The organism is Streptococcus suis (genome assembly GCF_002964045.1).
GTDB classification, from domain to species: Bacteria; Bacillota; Bacilli; order Lactobacillales; family Streptococcaceae; genus Streptococcus; species Streptococcus suis_U.
The window spans coordinates 1-21,170 of sequence record NZ_POPB01000343.1 but is presented as its reverse complement, the minus strand read 5'-3'; the positions used below and the strand labels follow the sequence as shown (position 1 = coordinate 21,170).

Below are 21,170 nucleotides of genomic sequence, written 5' to 3'. Positions count from 1 at the left end.
TTGTCAATATCCATGTTCAAAACGTTAATTTTGTTCGTTTTTACTAACATTATTATTATTAAACAAATAAAATGTACGTCTTATTTAAAAGTGATGAACAATTTAATGGTTATTTTTAAAATAATGTACATATTTCACAAATGAGTTTATGAAAAGGTAGAAATAAAAAGGGGAAAATTACATTCTTGAAAATAAAAATTAGGAAACTAATGACGAATTGCCAAATGATACACTATCATATTTTAGACTCTCTAGTTCATCTCTAAAAGAACTAGCTAAACTAAACTTATTAAAACCAGATTCACTCCTAGCACTGTTCATCACTCTCAAAACAAGGGGTTCAACAATAGTTCCATCTCTAATCCCCATATCCCAGAGTTCTTGCAGGACTGTTTTTTTATATCTTCTTTCATACTCAGACATCCCCTGCTTAGCCCAAAATAGTTCACCACTCTCATTTTCAAGCCAATTCCAAACCAGATCAGGATTTTCTACTAAAGGTTTCTCAAATTGGCAAGATTGACAAAGAACCATTTTATTAGACAAAGAATAAGACAAGGGCCAGATTCTATTAACAATTTGACAAGCAGATACAGCAAAAGAAGTTTTACATCTCCAGCAAGAACCACTCAAATTGTCTTCTACTTCACGAATTCCCTTTTCAATTAAAGTACTTGCCCAATATTCTTCAACCTCTTTAACTCCTGATTTTTTAGCTACTAATCCAAACATTTTTATAATCTCCTTAATAATCATTCAAATTTGAAGTGTCAATAGAATGCCACATTTATAATAGGCTCTTAAAAATAGTCCAAATTAATTTATGTTTTTCATTCGACTTGTTCTTTATGATTATATACTACCACCATTTTTTAAATTTGTCAAACATGTTAAACAGAAGCTTGTAAAATAATTTTCTTCATGGTATAATGTGTTAAACGAATCGGAGGCAAACATGATTCTAGGTGATATTATCAAAGATTTTAGACAAAAAAATAAACTCACAATGGATAGTTTTGCAAGCTTATCTGGACTGACTAAAGGCTACATTTCCATGTTGGAAAAAAATCAACACCCAAAAACAAAAAAAGCCCTACTTCCTACTTTGGAAACTCTTGAGAAAGTAGCTAGAGGAATGGATATCGATGTTAGCGAGCTTGTTTCACTATTAGATTCCAATCAAGAAATAGCTTTGACAGTCACTCCTCAACAATTCCAACTTTTTCAAATGCCTCTCCATCCTCAAGTCCAGTTTTTGGACAGAGAATTGCGAGATGAGTTTCATAGTAAATGGATTGCATTTGGACAAGATCAACTTAATAGTATGTCGGCAAAACAACAATCTTCCAATCTTATTTCCTTAGATGATTTCAGAGACCGGGTTGAATTAGCCGTTCCTGGAAAGGTTTCTGCCGGAACTGGTTACTGGCAAGATGCTGACTTCAATCGTTTCGTATCTTTCTACACTGACGATTTACCAACAAGTACTCAGTATGATACTATTGCACAAGTCGTTGGAGACTCAATGTCCCCATTAATTCTTGACAGGGACTACTTGTTCATAAAACTGACTTCTTCTATTCCCATGAATTCTATAGGAGTTTTTTCTGTAAATGGTGAGAATTTTGTTAAAAAATTCAAAGGCGACTATCTTCAGTCCTTAAATCCAGACTATGATGATATTTATTTTACAGAAGACGATGAAATTCGAACAATTGGTCAGGTAGTCGAGATTATTAGCAATAATTAAAAGGAGACATTTGTCTCCTTTTTAAAATCAGAAAAGCCCATTATCAGCAAATTGACAATAATTAAATGATTAAATAATTATTCTGCTACCCTTATGTCATTGTTTGTCCTCTTACTATTTGTCTAAAGTGTGGAGATTGCTTATATACGATGAAAATCGCTAGAGGTTTTTGTGATTTTCTTAGGTGTGGTTCAAATATTTGAACACCAAGTTGTTACGACACGAATAATCTTAGCCTACTTTTGAGTGAACTGGGTAGCAAGGCTAATTGTAAGTTATGCTATGCATTTGGCAACAGATATCACAAATTGATATGAAACAGGGATAATGGACTTTTCCCCTAATAGCAACCTTGCCTTACGGAGCAAAATCACTAGTAGTATGTACTGCTCAAAGAACGCTAAATACTCCTTTCAATTGATCGGATGGCGTTCCACATCACTCTTCATCTCTTTTCAGTTACATTATACCACTATTATAAAACGCTTTCAAATAATTATGTGCTCCAATCACAATTTTTTTGCTTTAATATAGGCTTCCCACATTTTTTGTTGTGGTTTTGCAAATGGATATTTAGGAAAATCTTCTACAGAGACCCATTTTACTTCTTTTGAAACTGAAAACTTGGTCGTATCTGCCATGCCTTCAACCAAGTCAATCTGCCATTTACGGTGGCTAAAGATGTGTTGTACGGGAGCAAATTCTTCATCTTGCCAATCAACAGTCATGCCGTAATCTTCTGTAAAGCTCTGCCGAGTATCTGGCTGAACAGGTTCTTCTGCTACTTCAAAGAGTGAAACTTGTTTGTCAACAACAACCCCTTTTTCCAAAAGCGGAAAAGACCAAAAACCTGATAAGAGCCCTGCTTCATTATTTTTTTCCAATAAAAATTGATTATCTTTATTGCGGATAATAAAGCCCTGATAGGCCACGGGAATCGGCTTTTTCTTTGGTGCTTTGATAGGGTACTTATCCATGGTTCCGTTTAAATAGGCAGCACTAAAGTCTTTGACAGGGCTATCTTGAGGACGAGGATTGACTGGTGATTCAATATCCGACCCCAAATCCATCAAGGCTTGGTTGAAATCTCCAGGTCTGTCAGGGTCTATCAAGATTTCCATCATTGCTTGAAAAATCTTGCGGTTGCTGGGAATACCAATATCGTAATTAACCTCAAATAATCGACTAAGAACCCGCATGACATTGCCGTCTACTGCTGGCTCTGGCAAATCAAAAGCAATGCTTGAAATTGCACCCGCGGTATAAGGACCGATACCTTTTAAACTAGAAATTTCTGCATGCTTGGTTGGAAATTGTCCATTAAAATCTTCGACCATTTGCTGAGCAGCCTTTTGCATATTTCGAACACGTGAATAATAGCCCAGTCCCTCCCAGAGTTTGAGAATAGCCTCCTCGGGTGCCTGTGCTAAATCTCTAATCGTAGGCAAGTGATGCAAAAAACGTTCATAGAAAGGAATGACCGTGTCTACTCTTGTCTGTTGGAGCATGATTTCTGACACCCAAATGGCATAGGGATCCCTTGTTCTTCTCCAAGGTAAGTCGCGTTTATTGGTATCATACCAGTCTAAAAGAGATTTTCGGAAAGAGATGATTTTTTCTTCTGGCCACATTTGGATTCCATATTCTTTCAAATCTAACATACATCTAGTATAACACAAAGAAAGAGAGCTAGCTTTCACCAACTCCCTTAAACTATTTATTCCGCTTTGCCTGTTACAAACATGGTAAAATTAGCTGAAGCGATTGATTTTCCATCTTGATTTTCTATCTTTACTTCTACTACTTTTGTCCGACTTCCATCGTGTGTACAATGTCCAATTACCGATAAGTTATCTCCAGGTTTTGCTGCTTTCATATAATGAATATTGGATTGCAAGGTTACTGCATATGAGCCCTGGGCCACAATCGTTAATCCTGCAACTGAATCAGTAAGTGTAAATAGATAACCTCCGTGTGCCATACCATAGGGATTAAGCGATTTTTCAGTAACCCTAGTTTTTAATAAAACTTGATGTTCATTGATGATTTCAGCACTGTAATCGTCCAAGACAGTGATTGGCTTTAATTTTAATTTATCTAACACGTTCATCCTCCTCTGTCTGCTGACTGGTTTGCATTTGATAATAAACACCTTGTTCAGCCATCAATTCTTCATGATTCCCTTGCTCAACAATTTTTCCGTCTACCATGACCAAAATCAAGTCGGCCGATTGAATGGTTGATAGGCGATGGGCAATGATAAAGCTAGTCCGTCCCTCCATTAGTTTAGCAAACGCCTCCTGAACCAACATCTCTGTCCGTGTATCAATAGAGGAAGTTGCCTCGTCTAGAATCAGTATTTTAGGTATTTTGACAAAAACACGCGCAATAGATAAGAGTTGACGTTGCCCTTGGGATAAGGAGGCACCTCCATCTGCTAAAACCGTATCATACCCCTGTGGAAGCTGACGAATAAAGAAGTCTGCATTGGCTGCCTTAGCTGCCTCAATGACTAATTCCCGCGTGGCATTTGGATAGCCATAGGCAATATTATCATGAATGGTGCCAGACTTGATCCAGGTTTCCTGTAAGACCATCCCAATCTGTCTACGAAGATCTTCACGACTATACTGGCTAATCGGAACCCCATCTAAAACAATTTGACCAGCCGTTACATCGTAGAAACGCATGAGAAGGTTTATCATGGTAGATTTTCCTGCTCCTGTTGGCCCAACAATGGCTACCTTTTGACCAGATTTGACATCAATGTTTAACTGTTCTATCAGAGTACGGTCAGAGCTATAGGAGAAAGAGACATTTTCAAAGGAAATAGCTCCCTTCAGCTCCTCGGAATCAATTTTCCGCTCAGCAAAATCGTCAATGCTATCTTGAGCCAAAACAACAAAGAGCCTGTCTGCACACGCTAAGGCGCTCTGCAATTCCGATAGGACCGAGGAAATATCATTAAACGGCTTGCTGTACTGACTGGCATAATTGAGGAAGGTTGTCAGCGATCCCACTGTAAAATTCACTGCCATAATTCTCAGCGCACCAAGTCCAGCTAGTAAGGCATAAATAAGGGCATTGACAAAGCGAGTGCTAGGATTGACCGTTGAAGAGGCAAAGATAGCCTGTTGGGAGTAAGTCGCATACTGGTCATTGACGACCTGAAAATGCTTCGTAAATTGCTCTTGAGCATTGAAAGATTGAACCAGTGTCAATTGACTAATTGATTCCTCAAGCAACTGGGACTGCTGGCCACGCGCCTGAGTTTGCTTTCTATAATAACCATAGGATTTCTTAGCAATATAGCGTGCCACAAGCAGAGAAAGAGGGGTCAGAGCCACAACGACCAACATCATGGTCATGTCCAGTCTGGCCATAGTAAAAATGGTTAGGAAAATGGTCAAGATACCAATGAAAAATTGATTGAAAATCATCAAGAGACCATTTGTTAATTGCTCACTATCACTTGAAAATCGCGCTACTAAATCGCCGACTGATTGACGGTCTAAATAAGCTAGGGGCATATGGTGCAGCTTCACATAGACCTGTTCCCGCAAATCAGCCACCATTCCATAAACCAAGCGATTGGTTACGAGCGGGAGATACCATTGCACCAGCGTATTAAGCAAGATAACCATAACCATTTTGCCTAGAATACCAAGCAAGACCTGACTGTCTGCTATCAAAACTGCATCGACTGCCTGACCTATCAAGATCGGTAGATAAACTGTCAGAAGCACTTGCGCTAAACTTCCCACCATCATCAAGGACATTCTGAGAGGCTGTTTGAAAACCAGTTTGACCAGTGCCTTAAAACTAGATTGCTTCATGGCTGCCCTCCTCCCTATGTTGTGATTGATCGATTTCTTGGTAAATAGCAGAGCTTCTCAGCAAGTCCTCATGGCGACCAAGTCCAACTTGACGCCCTTGATCCAAGACTAAAATCTGATCAGCTACCCGTAAACTATTAGTCCTCTGCGACACCATTATTAAGGTTTGCTCTGGCAATTCACGACGAATTGAAGCCAATAAACGACTTTCTGTTAGGTAATCCAAGGCAGAGGTCGCATCATCTAAAATCAAAATCGGTGCTTTCTGCAAAATAGCGCGTGCAATGGTCAAGCGTTGACGTTGCCCACCAGAAAAATTCTTCCCAAAGGCTTCTACAGGGCTATCCAAGCCCCCCTTATCTTCAATGAAGGATTTAGCCTGGGCAATTTCTAGCGCCGCCCACAAATCATTGTCTGATACACTTTCTAAGCCCAAAGATAGATTAGAACGAATAGTTCCAGCAAAAAGCTGAGCCTGTTGCGGAACTATGGCAATTTGCTGCCGCCACTCTTTTAAATTCTTAGGACTTTGTCCATCAATATAGATAGAGAGTTGGTTGCTTGGTAAAGAATAGAGTGCCTGCAATAAATCTACTAGACTAGACTTCCCTGATCCAGTTCCTCCAATAATTCCCATGAATTGCCCCTTGCGCAGTTCAAAATCAATACCCGACAATGATTCTTCAGCTGAGTTAGGGTAAGCAAATGTAAGGTCATGAACTGAGAAAACCAAGTCTTTATCCCTACTTTTAACCACAGGCAAATCAGCTTCCACATTCTCAGATTCTTGATCGAAAACCTCTTGAATGCGTTGGGCCGAGATGTAGGTCTGGTTAAGTGTAGACACGACCATAATCATCTTAACTAGCTCAACCAAAATTTGAAGAAGGTAGTTGATGAGAGCGACCAACATTCCCTGTTCTAACAAATTGTGCGAAATAGCTATATTTCCCTGCCAGATAAGAATGAGCAGGGTACCATTTACAACCAGAAAGGTTAATGGCGATAAAAGACTAGACCAAAAACCAGCCTCTAACTGTTGCTTCTTATATCGTTGATTTATGCCTTGAAATGTCTTGATTTCCCGCTCTCTCTGCCCAAAAGCACGAATCACTCTCCAACCAGTTACCGTTTCTCTTACCTGCCCCACCAAACCATCTAATTCCTTTCGAATAGTTTGGTAAATACGGCTGGTCATGACTGAAATCCCTGCCACAATAACAAGTAAAAGGACAATCATACCTAGAAAATAAACAGATAAAGTCGGACTAATATAGAAGGACATGATCAGAGAACCAAATACTACAATGGGAGCCCGTAAGAACAAGCGCAAAAAAGTATTGATTCCCGTTTGAATCTGTAATGTATCACTTGACAGTCGATTCAGTAAACTAGAGGAGGAAAGAATATCTCGACTAGATTTTGGAAGCGATAGGACTTTCTTATACAAATCATTGGTAAGTTCCTTAGTTACGCCAACTGCTGCTTTAGCAGAAAAATATTGCGCTGTCAGCGAGACAATAATTCCAACAAGAGCAAGACCGACTAACAATAAAAGCATAGCAACCAGGTCTCCCCGGTTGCCATTTGGAATAATTGTATCAACGATATAGGCAATAATCAATGGAACAAGAAGCTCAAAGCTAGCCTCTAATAACTTGAAAATTGGACCTAATATTGATTCTTTCTTATAAGATTTAAAATATCGAAATAGAGATTTCATGATATAAATTAGTCTGCTAAGGATTGAGCTGCGGTGATAATACCTAATTTGTAGACATCTTCAGAACTACATCCACGTGACAGGTCATTAACCGGTTTGTTCAAACCTTGCAAGACTGGACCAACTGCTTCGTAGCCACCAAGACGCTCAACAACTTTATAAGTGATGTTACCTGCTTCAATAGCCGGGAAGATAAAGACATTGGCTTGACCTGCTACTGGGCTACCTGGTGCTTTCAAACGAGCTGTATCAGGTACTAAAGCCGCATCCATTTGCAATTCACCATCTATCAAAAGATCTGGACGGAGTTCTTGGGCAAGTCGAGTAGCCTCAACAACCTTGTCTACACGCGGTCCAGAACCAGATCCCTTAGTTGAATAGGAAATCATTGCTACCTTTGGATCGATACCAAAAGTTTTTGCAGTTTCTGCAGATTGGATAGCAATCTCAGCCAAGGTTTCAGCATCTGGCTCAATATTAATGGCACAGTCACCAAAGACAAATTTATGTTGGTCTTTAACCATCAAGAAGACACCTGAAGTGCGTTTAACACCAGGCTTGGTTTTAATGATTTGAAGGGCAGGACGTACCGTATCAGCTGTAGAGTGGATAGCTCCTGATACCATTCCTTCTGCCAAGCCCATTTGCACCAACATAACACCAAAATAATTGACATCACGCAAGATTTCATCCGCTTGTCCCTCATCAACTTTACCTTTACGAAGGGTAACAAATTCATGCTTCATAGCATCAAAGTTTGCGTAATTATTTGGGTCAATTACAGTAATCCCTGGGTTTGAAAATCCAAAGTCAGTCAACAAATTGTGAACATCCTCTGGTACACCAAGAATGATTGGCTCCACCAAACCTTCAAATTTCAAACGAGCCGCTGCACGTACAACGCGCTCATCTGTACCTTCTGGGAAAACAATTCGCAGCTTTTTACCTACGATTTTTTGCTTCATTTCACCAAATAAATTCCGAATTTCCATGAAAATTCTCCTTTAAAATATTATTTATTAGTTAACAAATTGATAACAGCCTGAAAATCGTCTGGAAGCTTTGCTTCCAAGTCAATCCTTTTGGCTGAGAAAGGATTGTCAAAGGCCAAGTTATGACAATGCAAGGCTTGACGTTCTATTCCACAATCCAAGCTTCCACCATACATATCGTCCCCCAAAAGCGGGAAACCAATATGCGAAAAATGAACACGAATCTGGTGCGTTCTGCCAGTGTGCAACTGAATATCCACTAGATGAATATCATCCCAAGACTCCACTACACGATAGGAGGTATGGGCATATTTTCCAGTCTTGGTCACACATCGAGTAATAATACTATCTTCTGGACGACCAATCGGTGCAATAATATCCCCCTCTTCTTCCAAAACACCATCCCCCTTAACTAGAGCATAATAGCGTTTGTGAATGAGTTTTTCCTGCAACTGCTTATCAAGTCGAGCATGAGCATAGCCATGTTTGGCGAATAGCATGATACCCGAAGTATCCCTATCCAAACGCGTTACGATATGGACCTGCTTATTTTCGTAGTTTTGCTCTACAAGGTAACCTTTCACAAAATTAGCAATAGTGGAGGAATGCAGAGCTGACGGAATAGAAGCATATCCAACCGGCTTATTGATCGCTAGAAAATGGTCATCTTCATAGACGATATCCAGCGGATAAGAAATCGGTTTCAAACTTCCCGTTAAATCCTCCTCAGCTGGTATGTCAATTGTAACCCTATCTCCAATATCTAGCAAGTAAGTTGCATTGCGTTCAATATCATTGACCCAAATATTGCCGCCTGTGTACTTGATTTTGGCCAACAAACCTTTTGAAACACCATGTTTTTTCAAAAAAGTTTTAATTTTAGTATGCTGGTCCGCAATAAATTCAAACCGCATTATTCCACCTCTCCAATAAAGGCATCCTTCACACGATTCCAAAAACTAGTATGGCTTGGGGTGGCAACAAAGTGAATCTTATACTGATCAATCTGGTACTCAATTTTTTCAATGTTGTCATAGACATAGGTCTTATTATCAACAGCAATTGAATAGCGATCACTGTGCTTGGGTTCAATAACAATCTTGTCTTTTTTGGGAACAACAATTGAAGACCCTAGTGTGCGATAAACGCGATTATTCAAACTAGCCACTTCTGCTATTTGCAAGGCTTCAATGGTCGGATGCAAGACCGCGCCGCCTAAAGACTTGTTGTAAGCTGTTGAACCAGTTGGGGTCGAGACAGAAATTCCGTCACCTCGAAAACGTTCGAAGGGAACATTATTGATGATAATATCTGCCACCATCGTTTTAGATAAACGCTTGATTGTCGCTTCATTTAAGGCACGCGCCTCTACAACACGACCATCTGCCATTTTGACTTTGACATTTAAAATTGGATAGGAAACCCTTGCACCATTGTCAAGCTTGAGATTTTCAATCAATTTGTCCACCTCAAAGTCACGATAATCTGTATAAAATCCCAAATGTCCTGTGTGAATTCCAACAAAACGCACACGATCAATCAACTTTTCATACTTATGAAAGGCTGACAACAGCATACCATCACCCCCAATGGAAATGACGATATCTGGATTTTTGGGTGTCAAAATAAAATTGGCTTGTTTTAATTTCGTCCATAATTCTTTGGACACTGCTTCACTCTGAGGATTTCGGCTAGCGAGCAGAGCGATTTTTAATCTACCTGTATTCTTCATCTGTATCATCACTATTTCCAACACCGTCATTCAACTTACGGTGAGCAGGGTCAAACAAGGCCTGCGCCTCTTGAATGTCGTTGCGGATTTTTCGCATCTCCTCGTCTAATTCATAGGCAATTTTTGCGGTTATTTCTAAACGTTTCTTGATTTCTTCTGGAAAATTCCCCTTATACTTATAATTCAGCGAATGTTCAATCGTCGCCCAAAAATTCATGGAAAGGGTACGGATTTGAATTTCTGCTAAAACCGTTACATTGCCATTAATTGTGTCCACCGGATACTCAATCACCACATGATAGGAACGATAACCCGAAGCTTTCATATGATTGATATAATCCCGCTCATGAATAATTTGCATATCCTTGCGTTTTCGTAAAATAGCTAGCACTTCTTCAATATCGTCCACAAATTGAACCATAATCCGAAGTCCAGCAATATCCTGCATATCTTGAGCAAGATTTTCCAACTTGATATGCCGCAGGGCCATCTTCTCTTTGATAGATTCAATCGGTTTTACCCGACCTGTCACAAACTCAATCGGAGAATGACGATTAGCCTTGCGGTACTGTTTGCGAATCCCACGCAGTTTGATTTTTAGTTCCCCAACAGTTTGGATGTAGGGATCCAAAAACTCTTCCCAATTAAAATCCATATGGCCCCTTTCTTGTCAAAACTATAAAATTGTATTAGAATAACACAAAGACCATTCTATTATAACACATTGAAAGGGTTTACTGCATGAAAAACCACCTTGAAATTGAGTATAAAACCTTATTGACGAAATCAGAATACAAACGCCTACTTGCTGACTTTTCAGATGTAAATCCAGTCCTCCAAACCAATCACTACATCGATACTCCAAATCTTGATATGAAAAATAACCGCTTTTCGCTCCGAATCCGTACTTTTGAGGACATAGCAGAGCTGACTTTAAAAATTCCACAGGAAGTTGGAAATCAAGAATACAATCAAGTTTTGGACATCCACGCTGCTCAACAGCTATTAGAAAACTTTCAACTACCTGCTGGACAAATAGCTGACATCATCTCAACTACTAATGTACCCGTAGAAAAACTAGCAGTTTGGGGAAGCTTGACCACAAAACGATTTGAAAAAGAAACGTCAATCGGACTCATGGCCCTCGATGAAAACACATATGCCGACAAAATAGACTATGAATTAGAACTAGAAGTCACAAATGCAGAAGAAGGAAAAATACTGTTTGATGAATTTCTACGTAAAAAAGCCATTCAATTCAAATATGCCAGTAGTAAAGTGGCACGGACAGCAGCCAGCAAAAAATCAGAGAATTAAGTCTGATTTTTTTGTTTGGTTACTGAAAAATTTCTAATTTTTTGATAAAATAAAGCTATCTATTGTTAATTTTACTTTTATGATGTCCATAAAAGCCTAGTGTTTAAAAGGAGCTACTTAAAAATGAGTCAACCACTTGGTGAAAACAACATTAAAATTTTCTCACTTAATAGCAACCGTGATATTGCTGAAAAAATTGCTGCCTCAGCTGGTCTACCACTCGGAAAGCTATCATCTCGTCAATTCTCAGACGGTGAAATCCAAATCAACATTGAAGAATCTGTTCGCGGCGTTGATGTTTACATCATTCAATCTACTAGCTTCCCAGTTAATAATCATTTATGGGAATTACTAATTATGATTGACGCCTGCAAACGTGCTAGTGCTAACACAATCACTGCGGTTATGCCCTACTTTGGCTATGCACGTCAAGACCGTACAGCATCTCCTCGCGAACCAATCACAGCAAAACTGGTTGCTAACATGCTCGTAAAAGCTGGTGTTGATCGTGTATTGACTCTGGACCTACATGCGTCACAAATTCAAGGATTTTTCGACATTCCAGTTGATAACCTTCTCACTGAACCGCTTTTTGCATCTTACTACATGGAAAAAGGTCTCTGTGGTGATGACGTCGTGATTGTCAGTCCAAAAAATTCTGGTATCAAACGTGCACGCAACATCGCAGAATTTTTGAATGCACCAATCGCTATTATTGACTACGCACAAGATGATTCAGAGCGTGCAGAAGGCTATATCATTGGGGATGTTGCTGGCAAAAAAGCCATCTTGGTAGATGATATCTTGAATACCGGACGTACTTTTTCTCAAGCTTCAAAAATTGTACAAGAAGGTGGCGCAACTGAAATTTACGCCGTTGCTAGCCATGGTCTATTTGCAGGAACGGCCGCTGAACTGTTGGACGCTTCTCCAATCAAGGAGATTCTTGTAACCGATTCAGTTGCAAGTAAAGAACAGGAACCACAAAACATCGCATTTATTACAGCGAGTGATTTGATTGCTAATGCCATTCATCGCATCCAAGAACATCAACCACTTAGTCCACTTTTCAAATTTACAAATCCTGATAAAAATAACTAGGAGAACCTTATTTGATTTATTTAGATAATGCAGCTACAACTGCCCTATCTCCCACTGCACTCCAACGAATGATGGAAGTTGCTCAGGATACCTTCGGAAATCCATCTAGCATTCATCAAGCTGGCCGGAAAGCTAACCAAATTTTACGACAGGCTAGACAAGACATTGCACAAGTTCTTGACGTCCATCCTGACCACATTATTTTTACAGCTGGAGGTTCAGAAGCTGATAATCTAGCAATTCAAGGCTATGCTCTGGCCCATCAAGCCAAGGGCAAACACCTGATTACGACTGCTATAGAACATCACGCAGTCCTCCATACCATGCAATATCTTGAGGAACGCTTTGGATTTGAGGTAACTTATATCCAACCTGTCAATCAAGTCATCACAGCAAAACAAATTCAAGAAGCACTGAGGCCAGACACTATTCTAGTCAGTACCATGTTTGCCAATAATGAAACAGGCCAACTACTTCCCATCCAAGAAATCGGCCAACTATTGGCTGACCATCAGGCAGTCTTCCATGTAGATGCTGTGCAGGTAGTCGGAAAAATGGATTTGAAGCCTGCTGACTATGGCATTGATTTGTTAGCTGCTTCTGCCCATAAATTCCATGGACCAAAAGGAGTCGGTTTTCTATACAGTCGCTTGCAGGGATTTGATTCGCTTATTCACGGTGGAAAACAAGAAAATAAACATCGTGCAGGAACAGAAAACCTTCCAGCTATCGCTGCGATGGCAACTGCGCTTTCTGAGCAATATTCTCAGTTTGAGCCAAACCTTGAACATATAAGCAAATTGCGAAATCATCTTTTAGAAGGCCTTTCAGGTTTAGATTTCTACCTCAATCAAGCTGGACAACAATTGCCATATGTTCTTAACATTGGATTTCCAGGTCAATTAAATGAACAACTTCTCATGCGACTAGACTTAGAAGGAATTGCGGTATCTAGTGGTTCAGCATGTACTGCTGGCGTTGTCCAAAACAGCCATGTCCTTGAAGCAATGTATGGCAAGGATTCTCACCGTTTGAAGGAATCAATCCGAATCAGTCTTTCTGATAAAAATACTTTTGATGAAATTATTACTTTCACCACTAAACTCAAACATATTTTAGGAGCATAGAAATGGCATTTCAACAATCCGTTCATTTAAAAGATTGCGCATTTACGTACCACATCAGCCCACAAGTAAAAAAATACACTCTTCGCGATAATACTTTTGAGCAAACCAAGGCTGGACACTATCAATTGACAAGGCTTCTGGAAGAAATTCCAAATTCAAATCAAGGCTTTCTTTTAAAGATTATTGTCAATAAAGAACTTACTGGCTTTAAAATCAACATTACAGATAAATCTGGTTTGCATTTGGTAAATATCTTTAAAGAAAATGGTAACAAGGTCATTCAAGAAAAATTCTATTTCTTAATGGATAGCCTAGTAGACCGCGACCTGTTTACAAAGGAAGGTTAATGATGATTGTTGTTCACTATCAAGATGCCTACAAAATAGACAGAAAACAGGAGTTTGGCAATCTGGATGCGGCCAAACTGGCCTTCTCTGGTTGCCTCACTCTTCCCGATTACTATCCTGTGACCAAACTAACACGAGATGGTCAAGAATTAGATTACAGAGGCACAATCGGCGACCTCTACCGCTACTTTCAAACACTAGACTAAGCAACATCTCATGCTTAGTCTTTTTCAATCCAATCTGTTGATTTTTTCACAAACTTAAACTAGAATAGAAGGAAGAACTGAATGAAAAATAAATAGAAGTAGGTTTCGAATACTATTTCCTACTTACTAAAAAAGGAGTCACTTGTGAAAAACGACAAAAAATCAACTATTCCACGCGCAACCGCCAAACGCCTTTCGCTCTATTATCGCATTTTCAAACGTTTCTATGCAGGCAATATCGAAAAAGCTAGTTCAAAAGAAATTGCTGAAGCAATCGGTATTGACTCAGCGACTGTTCGACGTGATTTTTCCTATTTCGGAGAATTAGGTCGGCGCGGCTTTGGTTACAATGTGAAAGAATTGATGGATTTCTTCGCAGACATTCTTAACGATAATTCTATTACAAACGTTATGCTAGTTGGTGTCGGAAATATGGGACGCGCCCTCCTCCACTACCGCTTCCATGAACGCAACAAAATGAAGATTGTCATGGCCTTCGAGGTTGATGATAATCCCGCAGTTGGCACAACAGATGAAAATATTCCAATCCATGCTATTTCTGAAATCAAGGAACGAATCCAAGAAGCTGATTCTCAGACTGCCATTTTGACTGTACCTAGCGTGAAAGCACAGGAAGTTGCAGACATTCTCGTTGAAGCAGGTGTCAAAGGTATTCTTAGTTTCTCTCCAGTTAATCTGACAGTTCCAAAAGATGTTGTGGTTCAATACGTTGATTTAACTAGTGAATTACAAACTCTTCTCTATTTCATGCGTAAGGGTGAATAAAAATAAACAGAGGGTTCCAAATATGAGCCCTCTGTAATCTATATTAGAATAATTCACTTTCTTCTCTGAATGAGTAATAATCCTTATTCCCAACAATCAAATGATCCAATAAGACTAGTCCTAGCGTTTCGCAGGACTTTTTTAAATTCTCTGTAAAGAGTAAATCGTTCTTACTTGGTTGCACAGAACCAGACGGATGATTGTGAACAATGATGATGGACGTTGCCATACATTTAACTGCATAGTGAAGGATTTCTCGCGGCTCAGCAATACTACGATTGACACTTCCGATAAAAATCGTTTTTTGATGAATGACTTGATTTTGAGTATTAAGATATAAGGCGACAAGATGTTCCTGCTTCTTATCCCCTAACTCTTGAATCATTTTTCTGCCCAGCTTTTCACTCCCCAGAATACGTTCATTTAGTAGCAATTCTGACTGATTAATTCGTTTCCCTAGCTCAATCATTGCTTTAATTTCAATCGCCTTGACACGTCCAATTCCGGTTAGATTCTGTAATTCTTCAATAGATAACTCTCGCAATGCGGCTAAAGATTCCAAACGATTTAGTAAATTGTTAGATAAGATAGAAACAGGCTCTTTTTTAGTCCCTGTTCGGATAAAAATAGCCAATAATTCTTGATTACTTAATCTCTCTGCCCCTACTTCTAACAATCGTTCACGTGGCAATAGACCTTCTTCTTTAAAATCGATTTGATACATAAATTCCTCCTCACTTATTTATTCGGAAAAGAATTCAAAAAAAGAGAGAACAAAATTTGTCCTCTCAACGAATCATTCATTTTAATAAAAGACTATAATTGAAGTTGGTTATAAGACTGTTCAAAATATTTTAGTGTTTCTGCTGGGGCTCCATCATAAGAAATTACCGACTCCAAATCACCTTTAACAATTGTTCTCATTGTAGCTGCAGCATCTTCACAGGTTACAAGTGTTATTTCGTTTTTTCCTTCAGTGTCTTCAATTACATAAACACTATCAGGCGTAACGGTCTGAACGCTTTTAATAGTATAAATATAAATATTTTCTTTATCAGTCAAATATATTTTCATACCTTCTTTAGTATTTTCTAAAGGTGAAAAGAGAGTCTCACTTGCTCCAGCGATTCCGAATACATGGTGACTAGCGAGAGAATAATTTCCTTGACCCATGACCTGAGTTTCTTTCATCGTTCCAGCACCATACATGAGTGCTACGTTTGATAAACCTTTAAAAATTGGTAGATTTATATTGACATCAGGAATTGCAATTCCTCCAATTACTGGTAGTTGTTGCGACTCCCACTGTGCTTTCATGACAGCTTCAGTTGAGATCGACTGAACTTGTTCAAAGTCAAAAGTCGTATCGGCTGTTTGATTTACCTCAATTTCCTCTTTGGAAACATTTACAACTTGATACTTATTACTATTCCAAGCAATCATCATATTTCTTATTGAAGTATTAAAAATCAATGCTAAAGAAATCAATACTAATACAATAGTTAATAGATTCCACCAAATTGAACCTTTACGCTTTTTCTTTTTATTTTCGAATTGTGACAATTAATTATTCCTCTTCTTCTTTATTTTCGGCTGCATCGACCAAGGCAAAGGTCATGATTTTCGCTTCATCATTTAGACGCATAACTTTTACACCCATGGTTGAACGACCTGTTTGTGAAATATTTGCAACACTTGTACGAATAATCACACCAGTATCAGTAATCACCATAATGTCTTCATCACCAGATACAGTTGTCAAACCTGCCAGAGAACCGTTTTTCTCAGCAACTTTAAGGGTCTTAATCCCCTTACCACCACGACCTTTTGTTGGGTACTCGCTGGCTGGGGTACGCTTACCAAAACCTTTTTCTGTCAAGACAAGGACTTCCTGATCATCTGAAACCATTGTCGCCCCTACTAGTTGGTCTCCTTCACGTAGTTTAATACCACGTACACCAGTTGCAATACGGCTCATATTTCGAACGTCTTCCTCTGCAAAACGCACAGAGTAGCCAAATTTGGTTCCCATGATAACATCTGCCTGACCATTTGTCAAGAAAACGTTAATCAGCTCATCATCTTCTTTCAAGTTCAAGGCCTTAAGACCACTTTGACGGATGTTGGCAAATTCTGAAACACTTGTCCGCTTGACCACACCTTGACGGGTTGCAAAGAAGAGATAGCTATCTGCTTCTTGATCCTTGGTTACGTTAATAATAGTCTGAATAGACTCATTTTCTTCTAACTTGAGGAGGTTAACCACTGGTAGCCCCTTGGCAGTACGGCCATATTCTGGGATTTCATACCCTTTCAAGCGATAAACACGACCTTTGTTGGTAAAGAACAAAAGGCGGTCATGAGTGCTGGTCGACACCAACTCACGCACAAAGTCATCGTCCTTGACGCCAGTTCCTTGAACCCCACGTCCTCCGCGTTTTTGAGCCTGAAATTCATCCTGAGCCAAACGCTTGATGTAGCCTTGGTTTGACAGGGTAATCAAGATATCTGTTTCCTCAATCAAGTCCTCATCCTCAAGAGAAAGAACTTCTCCGACCATCAATTCTGTACGACGTGGGTCAGCGTATTTGCGTTTAACTTCATCTAATTCTTCCTTGATAATCGTGACAACACGCTCTGGTTTGGCCAAAATATCAGCCAAATCAGCAATCAGAGCAATCAGCTCATCATATTCAGACTGAATCTTGTCACGTTCCAAGCCTGTCAACCGACGCAGACGCATATCAAGAATAGCCTGGCTCTGGCGTTCAGAAAGCTCAAATTTCTCCATCAACTCAGCCTGGGCAATAGCATCTGTTTCTGAGTTTCGGATAATGCGAATGACCTCATCAATGTGGTCAAGGGCAATCAGCAAGCCTTCTAAAATATGAGCACGCGCTTCTGCTTTTTCCTTATCAAATTGCGTACGACGAGTGACGACTTCCTTCTGGTGTACAATATAGGATTCTAAAATCTGACGGACAGATAAAATTTTCGGCACACCATTTTGGATGGCCAACATATTGAAACTAAAGTTGGTCTGAAGCTGGGTTTGCTTGAATAAATTATTCAAAATAACGTTAGCAGAGGCATCCCTGCGAACTTCGATAACAAATCGTACACCTTCGCGGTTGGATTCATCCCGAACAGCCGTAATCCCGTCGATGCGCTTTTCTTGCACCAATTTAACAATGTGCTCTTGTACTTTGGACTTGTTGACCATGTATGGAAACTCAGTTACGACAATTCTCTCACGGCCATTGCCATATTCTTCAATCTCTGTACGAGAACGTAGGGTAATAGAGCCTTTCCCTGTCTCATAGGCCCGGTGAATACCTGATTTACCCATAACCAGGGCTCCCGTTGGAAAGTCAGGCCCCGGTAAAACCTCCATAATTTCACGAGTGGTGACTTCTGGATTGTCCATAACCAGCTTGACCGCATCAATGGTTTCACCCAGATTATGCGGCGGAATATTGGTTGCCATACCAACGGCGATACCTGTCGTCCCGTTGACCAAAAGGTTGGGGAATCGTGCTGGCAATACCTCTGGCTCACGCTCGCTGGAATCATAGTTGTCCGCGAAATTAACGGTATTTTTGTTAATATCACGCAACATTTCTAACGCAATCTTGCTCATCCGAGCTTCAGTGTAACGCTGGGCAGCGGCACCGTCCCCGTCCATGGAACCAAAGTTCCCGTGACCATCAACTAACATGTGGCGATAAGACCACCACTGGGCCATACGGACCATGGCCTCATAGATGGCAAAATCCCCATGCGGATGGTATTTACCCATAACATCACCCGTGATACGGGCAGATTTCTTATGGGGCTTGTCGGGAGTGATTCCCAATTCGTTCATTCCATACAAAATACGGCGATGAACCGGCTTAAGACCGTCACGCACATCTGGCAGTGCACGAGAAACAATGACACTCATCGCATAGTCAATGAATGAGCTTTTCATTTCGTTGGTCAGATTCACCGTCACTAAGTTTTTATCTTGCATTCTATGCCTCTTTCAACAGTCATTGTGTTTCAATTATACCATATTTAGGGATAAAATTCTTTGTTGGAAACTAGCATGTAAACATTTTCAAAGTCCCTTTCACAAGTGACAAAACCTTTAAAAAGTGCTAGAATGGAATATAGTCGGGATGAGGTCATCCCCAAATAAAACTAAGGAGATGTTTAGAATGACTGCAACTAAACAACACAAAAAAGTTATCCTTGTCGGTGATGGTGCCGTAGGTTCAGCTTATGCGTACGCACTTGTAAACCAAGGTATTGGTCAAGAATTGGGTATTATCGATATCAATAAAGATCGTACACAAGGTGATGCTGAAGACTTGAGCCATGCATTGGCCTTCACTTTCCCTAAAAAAATCTACTCTGCTGAGTATTCTGATGCTCATGATGCAGACTTGGTTGTTTTGACAGCTGGTTTGCCACAAAAACCAGGTGAAACTCGCCTTGAATTAGTAGAGAAAAACCTTCGTATTAACCAACAAATCGTTACTGAAATCGTTAAATCTGGTTTCAACGGTATCTTCCTTGTTGCTGCTAACCCAGTTGACGTATTGACTTACTCAACTTGGAAATTTTCTGGTTTCCCTAAAGAGCGCGTTATCGGTTCTGGTACTTCTCTTGACTCAGCTCGTTTCCGTCAAGCATTGGCTGAGAAAATTGGTATCGACGCACGTTCAGTACACGCCTACATCATGGGTGAGCACGGTGATTCTGAATTCGCAGTTTGGTCACACGCTAACGTTGCTGGTGTGAAATTGTACGACTGGTTGCAAGATAACCGCGATATCGATGAGCAAGGTCTTGTTGACTTGTTTGTATCTGTTCGTGACGCGGCTTACTCAATCATCAACAAAAAGGGTGCTACTTACTACGGTATCGGTGTTGCTCTTGCTCGTATTACTAAAGCAATCTTTGATGATGAAAATGCTGTTCTTCCATTGTCTGTATATCAAGCAGGTCAATACGAAGGTGTTGAAGATGTCTTCGTCGGTCAACCAGCTATCATCGGTGCACACGGTATCGTTCGTCCAGTAAACATCCCATTGAATGATGCTGAATTGCAAAAAATGCAAGCTTCTGCTAAACAATTGAAAGACATCATTGACGATGCTTTTGCTAATCCAGAAATTGCAGCTGGTGTCAAAAACTAATGAATACTTAAAAAGGTGAGCTAAGGCCCACCTTTTTCTTATTTCCGAATATCATATCGCAACATCGCAATGCCATCCGTCACTGTTGATTCTACCAAAGTCAACATTTGCTCTTCTTCTAATTGATCAAAGAGTGAAATTCCATCTCCAAGGATCGTCGGTATAATTCCAATAATGAAATGATCAATAAGTTTGGCTTTCAAACAGGTCTGAACTAGTCCCGCACCACCAAAAAGCCAGATATCACTTCCATCATCTGCTTTCAAACGCTCAATTTCTGAAACAATATTGTCTACAAAACGAACATTATCATAATCCGTCTGTTCAGAATGACTTGCAATGATAAATGTCTTCTCTTGATATCCATCAATCATTTCTAGTGGACAATCCTCTAAGGATTTTCGCCCCATAATGACTGTATCACAACCCTCGAAAAAAGCAGGATTATCAAACTGTAACTGAGTATCATAACTGGAAGTACCATGACCTTCTATCCAGTCATAACTACCATCTTTACGAGCAATAAAACCATCCAAACTCATTGCAATATTCAAGACTAAACGCCTCATTCTGTATCCTCCGTTAAAAAATGTAGAAACCTAGTATAGCATAAAGAAAGAGAAAAGAATTGGGAAAGGGCTCGATAGGCAAAGAAAATGCTTTTATCTTCTATGGTTGACTTGTAGCACTTTCCTATTTTTAAACTCCCTTTCCTCCCCCACTTCTTTATTTATTTGCTCGGGTTAAAACAGTTCACTGAACTGTTTTAATCCACCAGCCTTAACTCGCTTTTGTATCTTCAAGCTCATGATAAAAAGGTCCACTGGACCTTTAATCGCTTTCGTGTTTTCATGCTCGTGAAAAAACAACCCATCGGGGTTGTTTCAGATTGCAGACAAACATCGTTTTGGTGTTTGTCTTTTTTACTGTTTTTAGGGAAAAATAGCTGTTTTGGTGCTTAAACCACCTCATCTGGACAAAATAAAAAGGCCTTCTTGCCATCCTTTTAACTAGTTTTTTGAGATTTAAGCACGCCAAAGTCAGTCCAATCTTATCCTCCATTTTGGACT

General features: G+C 39.7%; 21 protein-coding genes and 1 pseudogene. 8 read left to right on the top strand and 14 right to left on the bottom strand.

The genetic code is table 11. The annotated features are described in order from the left end of the window. Nucleotides 1-198 precede the first annotated feature (198 nt). Nucleotides 199-732: a hypothetical protein gene (locus C1E99_RS07820; RefSeq protein WP_105207178.1), complete on the bottom strand. Its 534-nt coding sequence runs from the start codon at nucleotides 730-732 to the stop codon at nucleotides 199-201. A gap of 223 nt (nucleotides 733-955) precedes the next feature. Between C1E99_RS07820 and C1E99_RS07815 the strand changes: the two genes are divergently transcribed. Next, nucleotides 956-1,750 (top strand): helix-turn-helix domain-containing protein, encoded by a 795-nt coding sequence (locus tag C1E99_RS07815; RefSeq protein WP_105107043.1) that lies wholly within the window; start codon nucleotides 956-958, stop codon nucleotides 1,748-1,750. Nucleotides 1,751-2,259: 509 nt separating this feature from the next. Here the strand turns inward: C1E99_RS07815 and mutY are convergent. From mutY to C1E99_RS07775, 8 genes are read right to left on the bottom strand one after another with little or no spacing between them, the layout of a single operon-like run. Then, nucleotides 2,260-3,411, bottom strand: a complete 1,152-nt coding sequence (gene mutY, locus C1E99_RS07810) for an A/G-specific adenine glycosylase (RefSeq protein WP_161951173.1) — start codon at nucleotides 3,409-3,411, stop codon at nucleotides 2,260-2,262. Between the two features lie 56 nt (nucleotides 3,412-3,467). Further along, the gene (locus C1E99_RS07805) at nucleotides 3,468-3,860 is read right to left on the bottom strand and encodes a PaaI family thioesterase (protein WP_193441798.1); all 393 of its coding nucleotides are present in this window, start codon (nucleotides 3,858-3,860) and stop codon (nucleotides 3,468-3,470) included. Next, nucleotides 3,844-5,586: an ABC transporter ATP-binding protein gene (locus C1E99_RS07800; RefSeq protein WP_105207176.1), complete on the bottom strand. Its 1,743-nt coding sequence runs from the start codon at nucleotides 5,584-5,586 to the stop codon at nucleotides 3,844-3,846. The genes C1E99_RS07805 and C1E99_RS07800 overlap by 17 nt, the downstream gene beginning before the upstream one ends. Further along, the gene (locus tag C1E99_RS07795) at nucleotides 5,573-7,309 is read right to left on the bottom strand and encodes an ABC transporter ATP-binding protein (RefSeq protein ID WP_105207175.1); all 1,737 of its coding nucleotides are present in this window, start codon (nucleotides 7,307-7,309) and stop codon (nucleotides 5,573-5,575) included. The genes C1E99_RS07800 and C1E99_RS07795 overlap by 14 nt, the downstream gene beginning before the upstream one ends. Nucleotides 7,310-7,317: 8 nt before the next feature. Further along, nucleotides 7,318-8,301 (bottom strand): phosphate acetyltransferase, encoded by a 984-nt coding sequence (gene pta, locus C1E99_RS07790; protein ID WP_105107039.1) that lies wholly within the window; start codon nucleotides 8,299-8,301, stop codon nucleotides 7,318-7,320. A gap of 20 nt (nucleotides 8,302-8,321) precedes the next feature. Continuing rightward, on the bottom strand, nucleotides 8,322-9,215 hold the full coding sequence (locus C1E99_RS07785) for an RluA family pseudouridine synthase (RefSeq protein WP_105207174.1): 894 nt from the start codon (nucleotides 9,213-9,215) through the stop codon (nucleotides 8,322-8,324). After that, the gene (locus C1E99_RS07780; RefSeq protein WP_105207196.1) at nucleotides 9,215-10,033 is read right to left on the bottom strand and encodes an NAD kinase; all 819 of its coding nucleotides are present in this window, start codon (nucleotides 10,031-10,033) and stop codon (nucleotides 9,215-9,217) included. The genes C1E99_RS07785 and C1E99_RS07780 overlap by 1 nt, the downstream gene beginning before the upstream one ends. Continuing rightward, complete coding sequence (locus C1E99_RS07775; RefSeq protein WP_105107037.1) at nucleotides 10,017-10,688, bottom strand: GTP pyrophosphokinase; 672 nt, start codon at nucleotides 10,686-10,688, stop codon at nucleotides 10,017-10,019. The genes C1E99_RS07780 and C1E99_RS07775 overlap by 17 nt, the downstream gene beginning before the upstream one ends. Nucleotides 10,689-10,774: 86 nt before the next feature. Between C1E99_RS07775 and C1E99_RS07770 the strand changes: the two genes are divergently transcribed. From C1E99_RS07770 to C1E99_RS07745, 6 genes are all read left to right on the top strand, one after another. Further along, nucleotides 10,775-11,350: a CYTH domain-containing protein gene (locus tag C1E99_RS07770; protein WP_105207173.1), complete on the top strand. Its 576-nt coding sequence runs from the start codon at nucleotides 10,775-10,777 to the stop codon at nucleotides 11,348-11,350. 123 nt (nucleotides 11,351-11,473) lie between these two features. Continuing rightward, a complete protein-coding gene (locus tag C1E99_RS07765) occupies nucleotides 11,474-12,451 on the top strand; it encodes a ribose-phosphate diphosphokinase (RefSeq protein ID WP_105207172.1) in 978 nt (325 codons plus the stop codon). 11 nt (nucleotides 12,452-12,462) lie between these two features. Beyond that, complete coding sequence (locus C1E99_RS07760) at nucleotides 12,463-13,578, top strand: cysteine desulfurase family protein (protein WP_105207171.1); 1,116 nt, start codon at nucleotides 12,463-12,465, stop codon at nucleotides 13,576-13,578. Between the two features lie 2 nt (nucleotides 13,579-13,580). Then, nucleotides 13,581-13,925, top strand: a complete 345-nt coding sequence (locus C1E99_RS07755) for a DUF1831 domain-containing protein (protein ID WP_105207170.1) — start codon at nucleotides 13,581-13,583, stop codon at nucleotides 13,923-13,925. Beyond that, a complete protein-coding gene (locus tag C1E99_RS07750; protein ID WP_193441797.1) occupies nucleotides 13,925-14,131 on the top strand; it encodes a DUF4649 family protein in 207 nt (68 codons plus the stop codon). Before C1E99_RS07755 ends, C1E99_RS07750 begins: the two co-directional genes overlap by 1 nt. Before the next feature lie 144 nt (nucleotides 14,132-14,275). Beyond that, nucleotides 14,276-14,917 carry a redox-sensing transcriptional repressor Rex gene (locus C1E99_RS07745; protein WP_105207169.1) on the top strand — a complete coding sequence of 214 codons (642 nt, stop codon included), beginning with the start codon at nucleotides 14,276-14,278 and terminating at the stop codon, nucleotides 14,915-14,917. 43 nt (nucleotides 14,918-14,960) lie between these two features. On the opposite strand, the gene radC is transcribed toward C1E99_RS07745, so the two are convergent. The 3 genes from radC to gyrA form a co-directional block, all read right to left on the bottom strand. After that, complete coding sequence (gene radC / locus C1E99_RS07740) at nucleotides 14,961-15,641, bottom strand: RadC family protein (RefSeq protein ID WP_105207168.1); 681 nt, start codon at nucleotides 15,639-15,641, stop codon at nucleotides 14,961-14,963. 92 nt (nucleotides 15,642-15,733) lie between these two features. Then, nucleotides 15,734-16,480 carry a class A sortase gene (locus C1E99_RS07735; RefSeq protein ID WP_105207167.1) on the bottom strand — a complete coding sequence of 249 codons (747 nt, stop codon included), beginning with the start codon at nucleotides 16,478-16,480 and terminating at the stop codon, nucleotides 15,734-15,736. 4 nt (nucleotides 16,481-16,484) lie between these two features. After that, entirely contained in the window at nucleotides 16,485-18,929 is a 2,445-nt protein-coding gene (gyrA, locus tag C1E99_RS07730; RefSeq protein ID WP_105207166.1) for a DNA gyrase subunit A, read from the bottom strand. 187 nt (nucleotides 18,930-19,116) lie between these two features. On the opposite strand from gyrA, the gene C1E99_RS07725 reads away from it, so the two are divergent. After that, on the top strand, nucleotides 19,117-20,100 hold the full coding sequence (locus C1E99_RS07725; RefSeq protein ID WP_105207165.1) for an L-lactate dehydrogenase: 984 nt from the start codon (nucleotides 19,117-19,119) through the stop codon (nucleotides 20,098-20,100). Nucleotides 20,101-20,138: 38 nt separating this feature from the next. Here C1E99_RS07725 and C1E99_RS07720 read toward each other — a convergent pair whose 3' ends face one another. After that, complete coding sequence (locus C1E99_RS07720) at nucleotides 20,139-20,669, bottom strand: dihydrofolate reductase family protein (RefSeq protein ID WP_105207164.1); 531 nt, start codon at nucleotides 20,667-20,669, stop codon at nucleotides 20,139-20,141. Between the two features lie 280 nt (nucleotides 20,670-20,949). Continuing rightward, nucleotides 20,950-21,170, bottom strand: a pseudogene (locus C1E99_RS15245) (IS5/IS1182 family transposase); the annotation flags it as partial.

Bases quoted from the DNA above. Each gene is read 5' to 3' on its own strand.
- C1E99_RS07780 (WP_105207196.1), bottom strand. From the start codon at position 10,033: ATGAAGAATACAGGTAGATTAAAAATCGCTCTGCTCGCTAGCCGAAAT.
- C1E99_RS07785 (WP_105207174.1), bottom strand. From the start codon at position 9,215: ATGCGGTTTGAATTTATTGCGGACCAGCATACTAAAATTAAAACTTTT.
- C1E99_RS07800 (WP_105207176.1), bottom strand. From the start codon at position 5,586: ATGAAGCAATCTAGTTTTAAGGCACTGGTCAAACTGGTTTTCAAACAG.
- C1E99_RS07725 (WP_105207165.1), top strand. From the start codon at position 19,117: ATGACTGCAACTAAACAACACAAAAAAGTTATCCTTGTCGGTGATGGT.
- C1E99_RS07805 (WP_193441798.1), bottom strand. From the start codon at position 3,860: ATGAACGTGTTAGATAAATTAAAATTAAAGCCAATCACTGTCTTGGAC.
- gyrA (WP_105207166.1), bottom strand. From the start codon at position 18,929: ATGCAAGATAAAAACTTAGTGACGGTGAATCTGACCAACGAAATGAAA.
- C1E99_RS07765 (WP_105207172.1), top strand. From the start codon at position 11,474: ATGAGTCAACCACTTGGTGAAAACAACATTAAAATTTTCTCACTTAAT.
- C1E99_RS07750 (WP_193441797.1), top strand. From the start codon at position 13,925: ATGATGATTGTTGTTCACTATCAAGATGCCTACAAAATAGACAGAAAA.
- mutY (WP_161951173.1), bottom strand. From the start codon at position 3,411: ATGTTAGATTTGAAAGAATATGGAATCCAAATGTGGCCAGAAGAAAAA.
- C1E99_RS07815 (WP_105107043.1), top strand. From the start codon at position 956: ATGATTCTAGGTGATATTATCAAAGATTTTAGACAAAAAAATAAACTC.
- C1E99_RS07770 (WP_105207173.1), top strand. From the start codon at position 10,775: ATGAAAAACCACCTTGAAATTGAGTATAAAACCTTATTGACGAAATCA.
- pta (WP_105107039.1), bottom strand. From the start codon at position 8,301: ATGGAAATTCGGAATTTATTTGGTGAAATGAAGCAAAAAATCGTAGGT.
- C1E99_RS07775 (WP_105107037.1), bottom strand. From the start codon at position 10,688: ATGGATTTTAATTGGGAAGAGTTTTTGGATCCCTACATCCAAACTGTT.
- radC (WP_105207168.1), bottom strand. From the start codon at position 15,641: ATGTATCAAATCGATTTTAAAGAAGAAGGTCTATTGCCACGTGAACGA.
- C1E99_RS07820 (WP_105207178.1), bottom strand. From the start codon at position 732: ATGTTTGGATTAGTAGCTAAAAAATCAGGAGTTAAAGAGGTTGAAGAA.
- C1E99_RS07795 (WP_105207175.1), bottom strand. From the start codon at position 7,309: ATGAAATCTCTATTTCGATATTTTAAATCTTATAAGAAAGAATCAATA.
- C1E99_RS07720 (WP_105207164.1), bottom strand. From the start codon at position 20,669: ATGAGGCGTTTAGTCTTGAATATTGCAATGAGTTTGGATGGTTTTATT.
- C1E99_RS07755 (WP_105207170.1), top strand. From the start codon at position 13,581: ATGGCATTTCAACAATCCGTTCATTTAAAAGATTGCGCATTTACGTAC.